Below are 15,025 nucleotides of genomic sequence, written 5' to 3'. Positions count from 1 at the left end.
CAGATACGCTCAAGCCATGTTTGCTGTCTACGCGTCCGGCGTGAATGCCGAAGATCCCCTGTCCTGCCTTGCAATCGGTGAGTTCGAAGCGACGCCAACTCCCGAGGACTGGATCACCGTCAATGTGAAGGCTGTCGGACTGAATCACCATGATTTGTGGGCTTTGCGTGGCACGGCGCTCACGGCCGATCAAGCTCCGATGATTCTTGGCACCGATGCTGCTGGCATCACCGAGGACGGTCGCGAAGTTATCGTCCATGGGGTTATCGGCGATCCGGCAAAGGGTCGGGGCGATGAGACCTTGGATCCGAAGCGTTCGTTGCTCAGCGAGGTGTACCCGGGCACGATGGCTGCCCAGGTGCGCGTGCCGGCACGCAACTTGATCGACAAGCCAGCCCAAATCACTTGGGCCGAGGCTGCCTGCCTGCCCACGGCATGGCTCACCGCGTACCGCATGCTCGTGACCAAGTCAGGTGCCCAGAAAGGCGACTTAGTACTGGTTCAGGGTGCTGCGGGTGGCATTGCCACGGCCGCAATCCTGCTGGGCAAGGCACTCGGGCTGCGGGTCTGGGTGACTTCGCGAGATGAGGAAAAGCGCGCTTGGGCCAAGAGCATCGGCGCAGAAGAGGCATTCGAAACTGGAGCTCGCCTGCCCGAAAAGGTCGACGCCGTCATTGAATCTGTTGGCGAGGCCACCTGGTCGCACTCCCTTCGCTCTTTGCGGCCGGGCGGAACCATCGTCACGTGTGGGGCAACGAGCGGTGGAGCGGCGAATGCTGACCTCAACCGAGTCTTCTTCCTTCAACTCAAAGTAGAAGGTTCGACCATGGGCACAGCAGACGAACTGCGCGCACTTGTTGCACTGCTCGTCTCATCAGGAGTCCGTCCGATCATCGATCGGGTGTTGCCAATCAGTGATGCCGCTGAAGCCTTTGCAGTGATGAATGCTGGTGAAGTACGAGGCAAGATCGTGTTGACCTTTGACTAGTCCTCGTCGAGATCGTCATCGAGCCGAGCAAGCCAGGTAGCCAGCCGTTCGACAGGTACCTCATGCTCCGGATGCAGATTGACGAATTCGCGCATCCGTTCGGCGAGCCAGTCGAAACTGATTTCCTCCTCGCCCCTGCGGGCGAGGAGTTCTTCAATACCTCGATCGGTGAAGTACACGTCTAGCTCCGTGGAGCGAAGGCCTGCTCCACCAGCGCGCTCTGCTCCAGCTCATGACGAGCATGGGTGCCGACCGCAGGTGACGAAGAAGCCGGTCGAGTAACACCAGTAATGGGACGCTGCAGCAACTCGGGAAGATGCATGGCCATGAAACTCCAGGCACCTTGATTTGCCGGCTCCTCCTGGACCCAACGCAGGTCGGCGCCTTCCATGCCCTCCATTGACAGAGGCAAAGTCTTATGGGGCAGCGGGTACAGACGCTCCATTCGAATAATCGCCACGTCATTGGCGCCAATCTTCTCGCGGTGCGCCACCAGGTCGTAATAGACCTTGCCACTGCACAGCAGAACTGTCTTAGCATCTGCCCGATTGATCTTGTCGTCACCAATCACTGCGCGGAAATGACCGTTCAGGAAATCAGCCTTGCTCGACACTGCCTGCTTGGCCCGAAGAAGGGACTTGGGTGTGAAGACCACGAGTGGTCGAGTCAACTCGCTGGCCACCTTCCATCGCAGCAGGTGGAAGTACGACGCTGGCGTTGTTGGCATCGCCACCGTCATGTTGTCCTGCGCACACATCTGCAGGAATCTTTCGATTCGCGCAGAAGAGTGGTCAGGCCCCTGACCTTCGAATCCGTGTGGGAGCAGCAGAGTCAACGACGATTTCTGTCCCCATTTCTGCTCACCTGATGAGATGAACTCATCGATGATGGTCTGAGCGCCATTGGCAAAGTCACCAAACTGGGCTTCCCAGAGCACAAGGGCATCAGGCCGAGCCACGGAATAGCCGTATTCGAAGCCCATCGCGGCAAACTCACTGAGGAGGGAGTCGTAGATGTAGAGCTTGGCGTCACCGCGGTAGCACTGCTTCAAAGGCTTGTACTGCCAGCCAGATTGGCTGTCGACGATGACGCCATGTCGATGGCCGAAGGTGCCGCGGCGCGAATCCTGACCCGCGAGTCGAATCGTACGGCCATCCATCAACAGCGAGCCGAAGGCGAGCGCTTCTCCCATGCCCCAGTCAATCGCATCGTCGGCGACCATCTGCTCGCGTCGAGCCAACTGCGGCTGCAAGCGCGGATGCACTGCGAAGTTCTCTGGCATTTGCAGTTGCGATGCGATGACGGTGTCGATCTGCTCTTGAGTAATCGAGGTGTCGACTTCATAAGCCGGTCGCTGACGCACCAGTTCGCGGCTGCCCGTCTCAACGATGTCCTGCTCGGATTCACTGAACGCCTTGCCTGGATCGCTGTGCGTCTCCTGGAAGATTCGCTCGAGTTGGGCTTGGAAGTGCTTGAGAGCGTCCTCAGCCTCTTCAACGGTGATGTCTCCGCGACCGATCAATGACTCGGTGTAATGCTTGCGAACTGAACGCTTGTTGTCGATGATCTTGTACATCAGTGGCTGGGTCAGTGATGGATCATCGGCCTCGTTGTGGCCGCGGCGTCGGTAGCAGACCAAATCGATGACAACGTCCTTGTGGAATTTCTGCCGGAAGTCGTAAGCCAGCCGCGCAATGCGCACTACCGCTTCTGGGTCATCACCATTGACGTGGAAGATGGGCGCCTGAATAGTGCGAGCGACATCAGTTGAGTAGACCGAGGAGCGGCTGTACCGCGGACTCGTGGTAAAGCCGACCTGATTGTTGACGACGATGTGAATCGTGCCCTCAGTGCGGTAGCCCTGAATCTGCGACATCTGCAGCGTTTCGGCCACTACCCCTTGGCCAGCAAAGGCGGCGTCGCCATGCATCAAGATCGGCAGGATGCGGCTGGTCTCGTCGCGATTCAGCCGATCCTGCTTTGCTCGAACGATGCCTTCAAGCACGGGATTGACCGCCTCAAGGTGCGAGGGGTTCGCGGCGAGGTAGACATCAGTTGTCGCACCGCTTGGAGCGGTGAACATTCCGGTGGTGCCGAGGTGGTACTTCACGTCGCCTGAGCCCTGCACCGACTCTGGGCCGAAGTCACCCTCGAACTCACGGAAAATCTGGGCGTAGGACTTGCCTGCGATGTTGGTGAGCACATTGAGGCGGCCACGGTGTGGCATACCGATGGCGACCTCGAGAAGGTTGGCATCAGCAGCTTCAATGAGGATGGCATCAAGAAGAGGGATGAGCGAATCGCCGCCTTCGAGACTGAAGCGCTTCTGGCCGACGTACTTGGTCTGCAGAAAGGATTCAAGCGCTTCGGCTTCATTGAGCTTGTGCAAGATGCGCAACTGCTCTTCGCGATCGGGACGCACATGCGGGCCTTCGATCTGGCTTTGAATCCAAGTGCGCTGGTCTGGATCCTGAATGTGCATGTATTCGATGCCCATCGACCGCGTGTACGAATCGCGAAGGATGCGCAGAATCTCGCGCAGGTTCATCAGGGGCTGGCCGCCAAATCCACCTGTCGGAAAGACGCGATCCAAATCCCAAAGAGTCAGACTGTGCGACATCGTGTCGAGATCTGGGTGCGTCGGCTGACGCGCTTCAAGTGGATCGGTATCGGCGAGGAGATGTCCGCGCACTCGGTAGGCGTGGATGATCTCCTGCACACGTGTTGCCTTGCTGAGATCTGACTCGTGATTGGCAGAGATGTCCTTGGCCCAGCGGATGGGCTCGTATGGAATGCGCAGGGCTCGGAAGATCTCGTCGTAGAAGCCATCTTCTCCGAGGATCAACTGGTGGATTCGGCGAAGGAACTCACCGGACTGAGCGCCTTGGATGATGCGGTGGTCGTAGGTAGAGGTCAGGGTCAAGATCTTCGAGACCGCGTTGCGGGCTATGGACTCCTCTGAAGCCCCTTCCCACTCAGCTGGGTACTCAAGTGAACCCACGCCAACGATGCAGCCTTGGCCGCTCATCAATCGCGGCACTGAGAGGTTGGTGCCGATGCCACCTGGATTGGTGAGCGAAAGGGTAGTTCCGGCAAAGTCGTCGACGGTGAGCTTGTTATTGCGAGCCTTGCGAACGATGTCCTCATAGGCCGCATGGAACTGTGAGAAATCCATGTCCTGTGCGCCCTTGATGCTCGGCACGAGCAGTTGGCGAGTGCCATCGGGCTTGGTCTGATCGATAGCAAGACCGAGGTTGATCGCTGAACTGGACACGAGTGCGGGCTTGCCGTCGACCTCGACGAAGTGGCCGTTCATGGCAGGAATATCGGCAACAGCGCGAACAAGCGCGTAGCCGATGAGGTGCGTGAAGGAGACCTTCCCGCCGCGGGTGCGCGCGAGATGGTTGTTGATGACTGTGCGGTTGTCCTGAAGCAGTCGCGCTGGCAACGCGCGAACACTTGTTGCCGTTGGCACAGCAAGGCTGGCTTCCATGTTGGTGACGACTCGAGCTGCCGGGCCCTTGAGAACAGAGGTTGCGCTTTGCGTTGAGAGCTCGGACTGGGCCGCGACAGGAGCAGCGGCGGGAGTGGGATAAGTCGGGGTAGTTGGGCTCGGAGGCACGGCAACTGGGGGAGCGACAACAGGCACGGGAGCAAGGACCTCGCTCGTGGCTTCAGTAGTCACAGGAGCAGGCGCAAAGCCCGATGTGGCCGCATTCAGCGTTGGTGGCTCGCCTGGCGCCCCGGGGGAGTAATCCTGAAAGAAGTCCCACCAGATCGGATCGACTTTGCTCTTGTCCTGTCGATACAGATCATAGAGTTCATCTACGAGCCACTCGTTGGCGCCAAAGGTGTCCATGGATTCCGTGGCCACTGCAGGTCCTCTCGCACCGAGGTGCTCATTTCGTCGAATAGATGGTGCACACAGCACTGACGTGGAGGCGCACTAGCGCAGTTGCGCCCACATAAGAATAGTCGCTTCACGCGCAAGTTCCCATATTCAACGAACGTAATCCGGGTCTCAATCTGGGTCGGTTTTGGATCGCCGCGCCGCGCGACTTACAGTGAGGGAGTGCTTCCCCCACACTCCGGCCGCATGGGTCTTGCTTCTGTGCTCGCTCTTGGCCTATTGGCCCTTGCGTTGCCGGCGCAAGCCGCGGCCCCATTTCCCGATGCACCAAGCATCGCCTCAGTCACTTCGGTTGGCACCGGCTCCCTGCAGATTGCTTATGTCCTGCCTTTGAGTGCCAATGTTCCGCCAGTTACTGAGGTCCAGGTGACGTCGAATGGCGGAAATACCTGGAGTGCCTGTGGATTGACGCTCGGGCTTTGCGTGGTCAGCGGTCTGACCGATGGCGTGAAGTACATCGTCGCGCTCAGAGCGGTCAATGAAGCTGGGCCTGGGCCAATGAGTGCCCTGGGTTCGGGCGTACCAACTGTCCCCATTGCTCTGGACACCGACAAGCTGACCAAACTTCCCAAGGCCCGCATCATGATTACTGGCAAATTTGACGGAGCTGCCAACGACCTTGGCGTCAATGCCTCGGCAACCCGCTTGGGCATTGGCACCATTCCCAAGCTCACCTTCAGCCAAGACATCCCAAATAAGGCAGTCGTGGAGCGCCACCTCACTGTGTCGGCCACTTCCGATGCAACAGGTGCAACCCAGGTGGTTCCAGGCGCTTGGGCCTGGCAGAGCAATCGCTCGGTGATGTTCCGTCCCACGGGTTTCTGGCCGGGGCACTCAACTATTACCATCACCTCTTCCTTGAACTCAGCCAACATGGGCGTGTCCGGCGGCTCGACTCTGGTCGGAACTTCCTCGCTTGGCACCACCTACTCCTTCAAGACGGCACGCTCATTCATCGGCCGAGTCAATGGGGCCTCAGACCTCATGACGGTGTACATCGATGGCGTGAAAGTGAAGACTTTCAAGATCTCACTTGGCGGACCGGACTGGCGAACGCGCAACGGAGTCAAGGTGGTGAGCACGCAGAAAGAGCCATTCAAGACGTACACCAGCACTTCGCTCGGAATTTCTGATCCCTCGCAGCAGTACTCCCTCGACGCCCGCTGGAATACCCGCGTGACTCCATCAGGTGAGTTCATCCACGCTGCGCCCTGGGCGACTGGACGATTGGGCAAGTACAACGGTTCGCATGGCTGTACGAATATGTACGAGTCGGATGCCAAATGGATTTACGAGATCACCATCCCTGGTGACGTCTTCATCTACTCCAACACCCTTGGCAATCTGGCACAACCGGGCAATGGCCCTGGTGGGTTGTGGAATGTGGCGTGGCCGATTTGGTTGAAGAAGTCAGCGCTGCACAGTCACCCCTTCACCCCAACGATGCCGCCGCCAGTTCCTGTGCCAACGCCGGTTCCGTCGCCAACGGAGACGGCTGTCCCCACTCCTACGCCCACAACCGTGAGCACATAGCCCTCGGTACTGGCAGGATTGCGCCATGGTTTCCTTCAGTCGGGTCGTGGGAGCTCTTGGCCACAACCGTCCACTTGCTGAACGTGTTGCACTGTTCGCTGCCGCTGCAGCGGTCGGTCCTTCATTTGAGCCCGGCCTCCAACCGCGAAAGACCCTGGATCAGGCAATTGCAACCGGAGTTATCTCGGCAACCACGCTGTCCTTGGTTACCGCGGCCGAGAGCACCATTGATTCTCTTGGTAATCGCCTCACTCGCAATCGAGCTGAAGCGTCCGATGGCAGCGCCTCGGCTTCGCGGCTTGCCTTCACTGTCGGCACGAATCTTGCAGCAGCAGCGCTCGCCGAAGGACTCTCGCGTCTCCTGCCTGCCCAAGAGGATGAAAAACTGCGTCGCGGCTTGGCTCGAGTTGCCGCTCAGCGCTCGGCTCGAGTTGCCCTGGCTGGCGCGGCATTGAGTGGTGCGATCGGTTCGCTGGATCTGCTCGCGCAGAAGTCACCGCGCATGGGCTGGGCGAAGATGCTTCCGATTCCACTCGCCGCTGGTGTCGGCGCATCAGCATTTGAAATTCGTCGGGTGCATCGTCGGGCCGCTGAATTGGGCGATACGACTATCGCGAAGGTCTCCACTCGCAATTCTGTGCTGATCGCGCTGGGTGTAGGTGCTGGCGTCATCACCCTGCAGGGAGGAGAGCGGCTGCTCGCCAATCAGGTCTCGCGCGGACTGACCCGAATCGCCCCCAGCTACGACGAAGTCGCGAACCCAGCAGGGCACCTGGTCGCACTTGGACTGTTGGGCGGCATCCTGAGCGGTGGCTATGAGTACCTGACTCGTCGAGTAGAGCAGGGTGGCGCAGCTGTCGAACCTGCCTACGAAATCCCGCCTTCGAGTCCATATGTGTCGGGCAGTCCAGAGAGTTCGGTTTCCTTTGCGAGCCTGTCACGCGAAGGGCGTCGCTTCACCAACATGGTGCTGACTCGGCCAGAAATCGAAGAAGTCATGGGAGTGCCCGCTGTTGCGGATCCCATTCGACTGTTTGTTGGTCTTGATTCAGCCAGCGTGATCGAAGACCGAGTTGAAACTCTGCTCGATGAACTCGTGCGAACCAAGGCCTTTGAACGCGAAGTTCTCGTATTCGCCTCTCCGACCGGCTCTGGGTATATCAACTATGTGTTGGCCGAATCTCTCGAGTACCTCACCTTGGGCAACAGCGCGATTTGCACCATGCAGTACTCGATGCTTCCGTCGTCAATGTCGCTTACGCGCACCGGGCTTGCTGTCGAGCAGAACCGCGCTGTCATGTACGGCATCACGGGATATTTGCGAGGCTTGGAGCCGCACAAGCGACCCAAGTTCGTGCTCTTTGGCGAAAGTCTTGGTGCTCTGACGACCCAAGATATTTGGAGGCACCGCACAGTTGAGGCGATCGAACGTGATTTTGTGCACTCATCGATCTTCCTTGGAACACCTTCAGCAACGGAGTTTGCAAAGTCTTGGCGCTTGGACAAGACCCGGGTCGATCCAGATGGCGTCTTGGTCGAACTCGACAACTACGGCGAGTACTTGGATCTGCCAGCCGAGCAGCGCGACAAAGTCCGACATCTGCTGTTGAGCCACTACGACGATCCCATTCCAAAGTTCGGGACCAATCTACTGCTGCGTCAGCCCTGGTGGCTGGGCCCGCAAAATGATCGCCCTATTGGCGTGCCCAAATCCTCACGCTGGCGTCCTGGTACCACCTTTGTGCTGACTGGCATCGACCTCATCAACGCGATGGACGTCGTACCGGGCACCTTTGGTCGACGAGGCCATGACTATCGCGAGGACATCGCGCGATTTGTATCGTCTGTATATGACTTGCCGTGCACGCCGGAGCAGCTCATCAACATGGAAACCGCGCTGCGCACGCGCGAACTGCAGTGGGCTCAGCGACGAGTTGTCACCGAGCAGGTGGCGCGTGCCAAGGAAGCGCTCATCCGCGAGATGAAGACTTGGGGCACCACCAATGACTCTGAATCGATGAGCGACGAAGTCTGGGCGGAGTTTGTCGGTTCAGCACAGGCTGATCTCCCCGGCAAGAACGCGACCAAGTCGCAGGCACCTACCAACTGATGTCTTTGGCATCCTCGAGGATGTTCTTCACGTAGGCCTGAGTCTCCGGGAATGGCGGTACACCGTCATAGCGTCGAACAGCGGCATATCCGGCGTTGTAGGCGGCCAAAGTGTTCTCAAGTCTATTTCCAGAGACCTCTTTGAGCAGCCTGCGGTTCTTGCAATTCAACTCTGCTGCCGAGGGGATGGCATCGGCCGCATCCCACACGCTCGTCTCGCCGTCACCATTGGCATCCAAGCCGTATTGATCCCACACGGTGGGCATGAATTGCGCTATGCCTTGCGCCCCAGCGGGACTCCTTGCAGTGGCGTCCCATCCGCTCTCCGCAGCAATCTGGGCAGCGAAGACCTCAACGGGAATGCGAGGACAACGCTGCGCAGCGCTTAGGACGAGAGTCCGATACTCGCTGGGCACATGCACAGGGCCAATGAGGCCGTATCTCTTTGCGGTCGAAATACCCAAGGCAACTGCGCCAAGTGCCAATGCGAGCACGACACCCAGAATTGCAATGGACTGAAGCCGAAGTGTCACGTGCATTCGTACACGGTAACTCTTTGTCGGTCTTGACCGCGTACCGTGGGCTCGTGGCTGATGACGTGGTGGGACGAGTTCCGGATCTCACCCGCCCTCAGGTTGAGTCACTGTTCGAACAACGTCTCGCTGAAGCCTTTGCCTCCCTGGGCTTGTTCAATCTGCTTGTGCTCGGCAAGACCGGCGTTGGCAAATCCACATTGGTGAACACGATGTTCGGCAGCGAGGTCGCGCGCACCGGCGTTGGTGAGCCCGTAACCAAGGGGCTGACGCACTATCGGCTGCCGGACGGCTTCCTTGGCCTTTATGACGCCGAAGGCTTTGAGACTGGCGTGGCAGGCAATGTGATTCTGGAGGGCTTGCGCACTGTCGTTGAGCAGAATTCCAAGCAGCCCGCCGAACAACGAATTCACGCGGCCTGGTACCTCGTGCGGTGGTCAGATCGGCGATTCGAAAAGGCGCAGGTTGAATTCGTCCGGGAACTTGCTCGGCTAGGTCTACCCGTCATCATCGTTATGACCCAAGTACCGACAAAGACGGGAGAGATTCACCCGGAGGCCTTGGAATTTGCCGACTACATCGATGGCTTGTTGCTTCCAATTGCTGGCGCGACTGTGCTGACCAATGCGCTTGCGGATGCCTTTAGTGGTGCTCCGGTTTTCGGAGTACAGGACCTTCTGGATGCCACTTATCTTGTTGCCCCCGAGGTGGCTGCGCGCGCGCTCACCGCTGCGCAGAAGATCGATATTGGACGTAAAAAAAAAGCGGTAGACGCCATCATTAATCAGGCGTCGGCTCTTGCCGCGGGCATTGGAGCAACGCCGATCCCTTTCGCCGACGCTGCTCTGCTCGTGCCGAATCAGATCACCATGATCGCTCGTATCACTGCTGCATATGGACTTCCACCAAGTCGCGCGAGGGCGATGTCATTGGCCGGATCGATCGTGCTGACAGGCGGAGCCACACTGGCAGGTCGATATGCCGTCACCAATCTGCTGAAGTTCATTCCAGGGGGAGCCGTGGCTGGTTCAGCCATCTCAGCGACCATCGCAGCCTCGATGACCAAGGCAGTTGGCTTGGCTTGGTCGCGGGTGTGTGAGCTCGCATTGGCGATGGATGACGATGCTCGAGATCGCTTCTGGAGCAGCGGTGCAGTGGCAGAGCAATTCATTGTTTTCTTTAAGCAGAACTCTGGAACAGGGGCAAGGATGATGCAGCGCCTCACCAAGCGCGCATAATCTAAGGCAGCAAGAACCCACTCAAGGAGGATCCGTGCAGTCGCCGGAAGATATGTACGCCATCCACCAGATGCCGCGGTTCAAAGAGCCACCTGTGCTCATCCACGCATTCACTGGATACGTCGATGCGGGCGGCGCAGTGCGAATGACGATCGATCATCTGCTTGAGCATTGCGAGCATGAGTTGATTGCTACCTTCGATGTGGACGCCGTGATGGATTTTCGTGCACGCCGTCCGGTCTTGTCGTACTCCGTCGACCATTTCACTGGCGTAGACATTCCAAGCATCCAGTTGCATGAGATGACCGATTCCAAGGGTGTCTCGTTTCTTCTGCTTGCCGGTCCAGAGCCTGATTACCAGTGGATGCGATTCATCGCCGCAATCTCCGGGCTTGGCCACCGACTGGGCATTCGCCTTGCTGTTGCTGTCTCCGGCATTCCGTGGCCGGCGCCGCATACGCGGCCTTTGGGTATCACGGTGCACGGCTCGGACCCTGAGCTCGTTCGCGGATTCCGCTCCGTTGTTGGTGAGGTTGATGTGCCTGGGCATATGGGAGCCATGCTCGAATACCATCTGGCACAGGAGGGCTTTGACTCCATGGGCATCACGGCCCAAGTGCCGCACTACCTCAGCCAGTTCCAGTACCCCCAAGGTGCGCAAACCTTGATCAATGGCCTCAGCCGAGTCACGGGTCTGGATCTTCCCGTTGACGGTTTGAATCCACTCGCAGCCCAGGCGACTCGCGAGATTTCTGATCAACTCGCAGGCAACGATGAATTTGCCACGGTCGTCAGTGCGCTAGAGCAGCAGTACGACCAGACCATCGGAGCACCTCCAGGAAGCCTCATGTCAGAGGAGCCGGTGCTGACAGGTGACGAGATTGCTGCTCAGTTTGAATCATTCCTGCGTGATCTCGATGCGGGGGAAGGCAAGACCGACGGCTAAGCCGGACAGCTGGTGCCTTTGGCAGGCATATTTCCCTGCAGGAGGTAGAGATCAACTTGACCGTCAATGCACTTCGAACCAGAGCCATAGGCGGTGTGACCATTGCCTTCGTAGGTGAGAAGAGTGCTGGTCGGCAACTGTGAACTCAAGGCTTGGGCCCATTCATATGGCGTTGCTGGATCAAAGCGAGTGCCAATCACCAAGACCGGTGCCTTGGTTGAGGTGGAAGCCGGTGCAGGTAGGTGCGGATCGTGGGCAAACCAACTGGTGCAGGGCGCATTGCTCCAGGCCATCGACTCGGCGAATTCGGGTACAGGTGCCGCGACCGACCAGCGCTTGGCGGCCAAGCTCAGCCCTGCGGCTCCAGGTGCTGGGGGCATATCCCAGCAGTCGATGGCGTAGTAGGCCGACTGAATATTTGACGAGAACTTGGCCGGGCCGATTTGCTCTGCCCCGCTCCAAGCCAATTCCATCAACCCGGTGCCATTGCCAGCGAGCGCTTGCGCAATTGCATCACCGAGTGGCTTCCACAGATCTGTTGAATACATTGCCGTCAGCATGCCGCCCATGCCCAGAGACTGGGTGAGCCTTGGCCCTTGATCAGTGCGCAGCGGATGCTGATCGAGCCGTGCCAATAGGGCATTGACTTTGGCAGTGATCACCGTCGCGGATTCGCCAAGAGTGCAGTTCTTCTGCCTGCTGCAGTCGGCTGCGAAATTCTGAAAGGCTCGCTGAAATCCAACGGACTGTCCTGCAGATAATTGCATGGAGTCCAGAGCTGGATTGAGCGATCCATCAAGCACAAATCGACCCACGTGGTCTGGGAACGCTTCGAGATAGGCAATGCCAAGAGCCGTGCCATAGGAGAAGCCAAGCCAGTTCAGTTTTTCTTCGCGCAGGGCAGATCGAAGGATGTCGAGATCCTGGGCGGCCGAAGGCGTGCCTACGAATGGCGCAATGCGCGGGCTGTGCTTCAAGCAGCCCTTGCTGATGCGTGCTGCAGCTCGCATGACGGAGGCGACCTCCTTTGGCGTGTCCGGTGTGGAATCCATCGCGAGCCAAGCAGCAGTCTGCTTAGAAGTCATGCATGTGACGGGCGCTGAATTCTGAACTCCGCGTGGATCAAGGCCGATGAAGTCAAATTCCTTTGCGACGGCAGGTGCCAGAAACTTTGCCGCATACCCCGCGAAGGCCAAGCCAGATTCGCCAGGACCTCCAGGATTGATGACGATTGATCCCTGAAAGTTCGGACCCGAATGGGGAGCTCGACTGACGGCAAGGGTGATGTCACCGCGACTGAGGTCGGAATAGTCGAGCGGGACCTGCAGACTTGCGCACTGGCCAACAGCGCACGAGTGCCATTTCAGACTCTGCGCGCGATAGGCATCAAGGCCTGTTGCAGCCTGGCTCGACGCGAGAGGTGCGGCAATTGCCAGTGCTGTCGCAACTACGACGATGCCTATGCGCTTCACGTCACCACGGTACGTCATCACTACCGGGAATCTGTGCGGCATCGAGTTTGCTTAGATGACTCAATGGTCTCGCCGATGTTCGCCCTCGAATCTCGTCTCGCGGACCACGGGGATTCACAAGGCTTGGGTCGAACAGGCGTCATCTCCACACCGCACGGAAACATCAACACTCCCGCTTTCATCCCTGTTGGGACTCTGGCAACAGTCAAGGCTGTGTTGCCAGAGTCGATGGAGGAGTTGGGTGCACAGGCAATCCTTGCCAACGCCTATCACCTGTATCTGCAGCCCGGGGCCGAGGTTATTGACTCTTCAGGAGGACTCGGCGCATTCATGCACTGGGGAGGTCCTACCTTTACGGACAGTGGGGGTTTTCAGGTGCTGTCGCTCGGCGTCGGCTTCAAGAAGATCCTCGCAATGGACGCAAAGACTGTGCGTTCTGATGAAGTCATCGCTCCTGGCAAGGATCGACTGGCACATGTCGATGATGATGGCGTCACGTTCAAGTCGCATATCGACGGAACGATGCATCGCTTCACGCCCGAGATCTCCATGCAAGTGCAGCATTCAATTGGCGCGGACATCATCTTCGCATTCGATGAATGCACCACTTTGATGAACACTCGCGAATATCAAGAGCGGTCGCTCAGGCGCACCTATGAATGGGCTGAGCGCTGCATTGCAGAACACGAGCGGTTGACCAGTCTTCGTACTCATCGGCCCTACCAAGCCCTGTTCGGGGTGGTGCAGGGTGCGCAATACGAGGATCTGCGCAGGCAGGCTGCCCGCGAACTGGGTGCTTTGGACTTTGACGGATTCGGGATCGGCGGTGCACTGGAGAAAGCCAATCTCGGAACGATCATCCGGTGGGTCAACGAAGAACTGCCAGAGGACAAGCCGCGTCATCTGCTGGGGATCGGTGACCCAGTCGATTTCTTCACCGCGATCGAGTACGGCATCGACACGTTTGACTGTGTGGCGCCATCGCGGATGGCTCGCAATGGGACCGTGTTGCATCCCGAAGGCCGATTCCATGTCACCAATGCCAGATTCAAGGCTGATTTCAACCCCATTGACGACCACTGCGACTGCTACACATGCTCGCATTACTCGCGTGCTTACCTCCATCACCTGTTCAAGGCCAAGGAGCGACTTTCGGCCACCCTGACAACCATTCACAACGAGCGCTTTGTGGTCGCCCTGCTTGATCAGATTCGCGCGAGCATTCCGAGTGGCGAGTTCGAGGTACTCCGAGAGGACTTTCTCGGAAGGTTTGGAACAGGCACTCAGTGAGCTGAAGCCAAGTCGTAACTCGGCTCGCGTCTCTTGATGAATCCAATCAGCGGATACGTGATGGGCAGCAGCACTACTTCAAGCAGAGTCTTGTACAAGTAGCCGACGATCACGTAGTTGGCGAATTCGGCTCCGGTGATGATGCCGTAGAAGGCAACCGTGCAAAAGACAACAGTGTCAGCCAGCTCGCCGACGATTGTGGATCCAATCAGGCGAGCCCAGAGGTGCTTCTCCTTTGTGCGTTCCTTGATCTTGACCAGAACATACGAATTCAGCAGTTGACCGGCGAGGTAGCCGCAGACACTTGCCAGCACGATGCGCGGCACGAAGCCAAGGACTGCTTCGTAGGCCTCTTGGTTGGTGTACGCATCGGGCGCTGGCGAGATCTGCACGACATAGAAGGTCACCGCTGCCAGAATCGCCATGGCGAAGCCCAACAGGATCGCGCGCCTGGCAGCACGGAATCCATAGACCTCGCTCAGGATGTCGCCGATGATGTAGGCGAGCGGAAACAGGAATGCACCGCCATCGAGGATCGCAGGACCGAAGACGATCAGTTTGGTAGCGGCGATGTTCGAGATGATCAGGATGCCGACGAAGATGCCAACGATGAGCGGGTAGTAACTATGGGTGATTGAGGCGAAGTGCACTCGTTGGCTCTGCGTTTCGGTGCTCATGGCGGAGTCATTCAACCATTCGGCACAGGTATGTCACACCCGACCTTCGTTTGCGAGATGGCGAGTCCCGCGCGGGCGCTGTCCAAACAGAAGGTCAGCGCTGGCCTTCGTGCCCTTGTCGATGAAGTCCTCGACTCGCCGATGCCTCAGAATCCAGTGCACGATCCAGCCAGCGAATGGAATCGTCAGACGATTCACCGGCATTTACGGCGCGGCTCGCGTACGGTGGCGGCGAGCCTTTGTACCGCTGGAGGAGACCTTGTTTCGCCTCTTACTTGGAGCGTGCGATCTCCTGCCTCCGCGGAGGGCGCTGCCTCACTGACTGAGCA

General features: G+C 58.4%; 12 protein-coding genes. 6 read left to right on the top strand and 6 right to left on the bottom strand.

Annotated features, from left to right (window positions below; genetic code table 11):
• Window positions 1–16: 16 nt before the first annotated feature.
• Window positions 17–988, top strand: a complete 972-nt coding sequence (locus Q7L55_08140) for a zinc-binding dehydrogenase (protein ID MDO8732524.1) — start codon at window positions 17–19, stop codon at window positions 986–988.
• Here Q7L55_08140 and Q7L55_08135 read toward each other — a convergent pair.
• Entirely contained in the window at window positions 985–1,167 is a 183-nt protein-coding gene (locus Q7L55_08135; GenBank protein ID MDO8732523.1) for a DUF6104 family protein, read from the bottom strand. The two genes, Q7L55_08140 and Q7L55_08135, sit on opposite strands and share 4 nt — an antisense overlap.
• 2 nt (window positions 1,168–1,169) lie before the next feature.
• On the bottom strand, window positions 1,170–4,847 hold the full coding sequence (locus Q7L55_08130; protein ID MDO8732522.1) for a multifunctional oxoglutarate decarboxylase/oxoglutarate dehydrogenase thiamine pyrophosphate-binding subunit/dihydrolipoyllysine-residue succinyltransferase subunit: 3,678 nt from the start codon (window positions 4,845–4,847) through the stop codon (window positions 1,170–1,172).
• 213 nt (window positions 4,848–5,060) lie between these two features.
• Here Q7L55_08130 and Q7L55_08125 point away from each other — a divergent pair, with 213 nt between their 5' ends.
• Together Q7L55_08125 and Q7L55_08120 are read left to right on the top strand one after the other, a co-directional pair.
• Window positions 5,061–6,431, top strand: a complete 1,371-nt coding sequence (locus Q7L55_08125; protein MDO8732521.1) for a L,D-transpeptidase family protein — start codon at window positions 5,061–5,063, stop codon at window positions 6,429–6,431.
• Between the two features lie 25 nt (window positions 6,432–6,456).
• Window positions 6,457–8,541, top strand: coding sequence for an alpha/beta-hydrolase family protein (locus Q7L55_08120; protein MDO8732520.1), 2,085 nt, complete (start codon window positions 6,457–6,459; stop codon window positions 8,539–8,541).
• On the opposite strand, the gene Q7L55_08115 is transcribed toward Q7L55_08120, so the two are convergent.
• A complete protein-coding gene (locus Q7L55_08115) occupies window positions 8,531–9,079 on the bottom strand; it encodes a lytic transglycosylase domain-containing protein (protein ID MDO8732519.1) in 549 nt (182 codons plus the stop codon). The genes Q7L55_08120 and Q7L55_08115 overlap by 11 nt on opposite strands.
• 47 nt (window positions 9,080–9,126) lie before the next feature.
• Here Q7L55_08115 and Q7L55_08110 point away from each other — a divergent pair, with 47 nt between their 5' ends.
• The gene (locus tag Q7L55_08110) at window positions 9,127–10,311 is read left to right on the top strand and encodes a DUF697 domain-containing protein (GenBank protein ID MDO8732518.1); all 1,185 of its coding nucleotides are present in this window, start codon (window positions 9,127–9,129) and stop codon (window positions 10,309–10,311) included.
• Window positions 10,312–10,345: 34 nt separating this feature from the next.
• Complete coding sequence (locus Q7L55_08105; protein ID MDO8732517.1) at window positions 10,346–11,257, top strand: PAC2 family protein; 912 nt, start codon at window positions 10,346–10,348, stop codon at window positions 11,255–11,257.
• Here Q7L55_08105 and Q7L55_08100 read toward each other — a convergent pair.
• Window positions 11,254–12,729: an alpha/beta hydrolase gene (locus Q7L55_08100; GenBank protein ID MDO8732516.1), complete on the bottom strand. Its 1,476-nt coding sequence runs from the start codon at window positions 12,727–12,729 to the stop codon at window positions 11,254–11,256. The genes Q7L55_08105 and Q7L55_08100 overlap by 4 nt on opposite strands.
• 75 nt (window positions 12,730–12,804) lie before the next feature.
• Here Q7L55_08100 and tgt point away from each other — a divergent pair, with 75 nt between their 5' ends.
• Entirely contained in the window at window positions 12,805–14,019 is a 1,215-nt protein-coding gene (gene tgt / locus Q7L55_08095; GenBank protein MDO8732515.1) for a tRNA guanosine(34) transglycosylase Tgt, read from the top strand.
• Here tgt and Q7L55_08090 read toward each other — a convergent pair.
• Together Q7L55_08090 and Q7L55_08085 are read right to left on the bottom strand one after the other, a co-directional pair.
• Window positions 14,013–14,696: a queuosine precursor transporter gene (locus Q7L55_08090; GenBank protein ID MDO8732514.1), complete on the bottom strand. Its 684-nt coding sequence runs from the start codon at window positions 14,694–14,696 to the stop codon at window positions 14,013–14,015. The genes tgt and Q7L55_08090 overlap by 7 nt on opposite strands.
• 33 nt (window positions 14,697–14,729) lie before the next feature.
• Window positions 14,730–14,900 (bottom strand): hypothetical protein, encoded by a 171-nt coding sequence (locus Q7L55_08085; GenBank protein MDO8732513.1) that lies wholly within the window; start codon window positions 14,898–14,900, stop codon window positions 14,730–14,732.
• Between the last annotated feature and the right edge of the window lie 125 nt (window positions 14,901–15,025).

The sequence above is a fragment of the Actinomycetota bacterium genome (genome assembly GCA_030650795.1).
In the GTDB taxonomy this organism is placed as follows: Bacteria; Actinomycetota; Actinomycetes; order S36-B12; family S36-B12; genus UBA11398.
The sequence above is the reverse complement of the archived record's forward strand: the minus strand, read 5'-3'. Positions and strand labels throughout refer to the sequence as shown.

Excerpts from the sequence above, each read along its gene's own strand:
- Q7L55_08140 (MDO8732524.1), top strand. The coding sequence starts at position 17 with ATGTTTGCTGTCTACGCGTCCGGCGTGAATGCCGAAGATCCCCTGTCC.
- Q7L55_08130 (MDO8732522.1), bottom strand. The coding sequence starts at position 4,847 with ATGGACACCTTTGGCGCCAACGAGTGGCTCGTAGATGAACTCTATGAT.
- Q7L55_08120 (MDO8732520.1), top strand. The coding sequence starts at position 6,457 with ATGGTTTCCTTCAGTCGGGTCGTGGGAGCTCTTGGCCACAACCGTCCA.
- Q7L55_08115 (MDO8732519.1), bottom strand. The coding sequence starts at position 9,079 with ATGCACGTGACACTTCGGCTTCAGTCCATTGCAATTCTGGGTGTCGTG.
- tgt (MDO8732515.1), top strand. The coding sequence starts at position 12,805 with ATGTTCGCCCTCGAATCTCGTCTCGCGGACCACGGGGATTCACAAGGC.
- Q7L55_08090 (MDO8732514.1), bottom strand. The coding sequence starts at position 14,696 with ATGAGCACCGAAACGCAGAGCCAACGAGTGCACTTCGCCTCAATCACC.
- Q7L55_08085 (MDO8732513.1), bottom strand. The coding sequence starts at position 14,900 with ATGCCGGTGAATCGTCTGACGATTCCATTCGCTGGCTGGATCGTGCAC.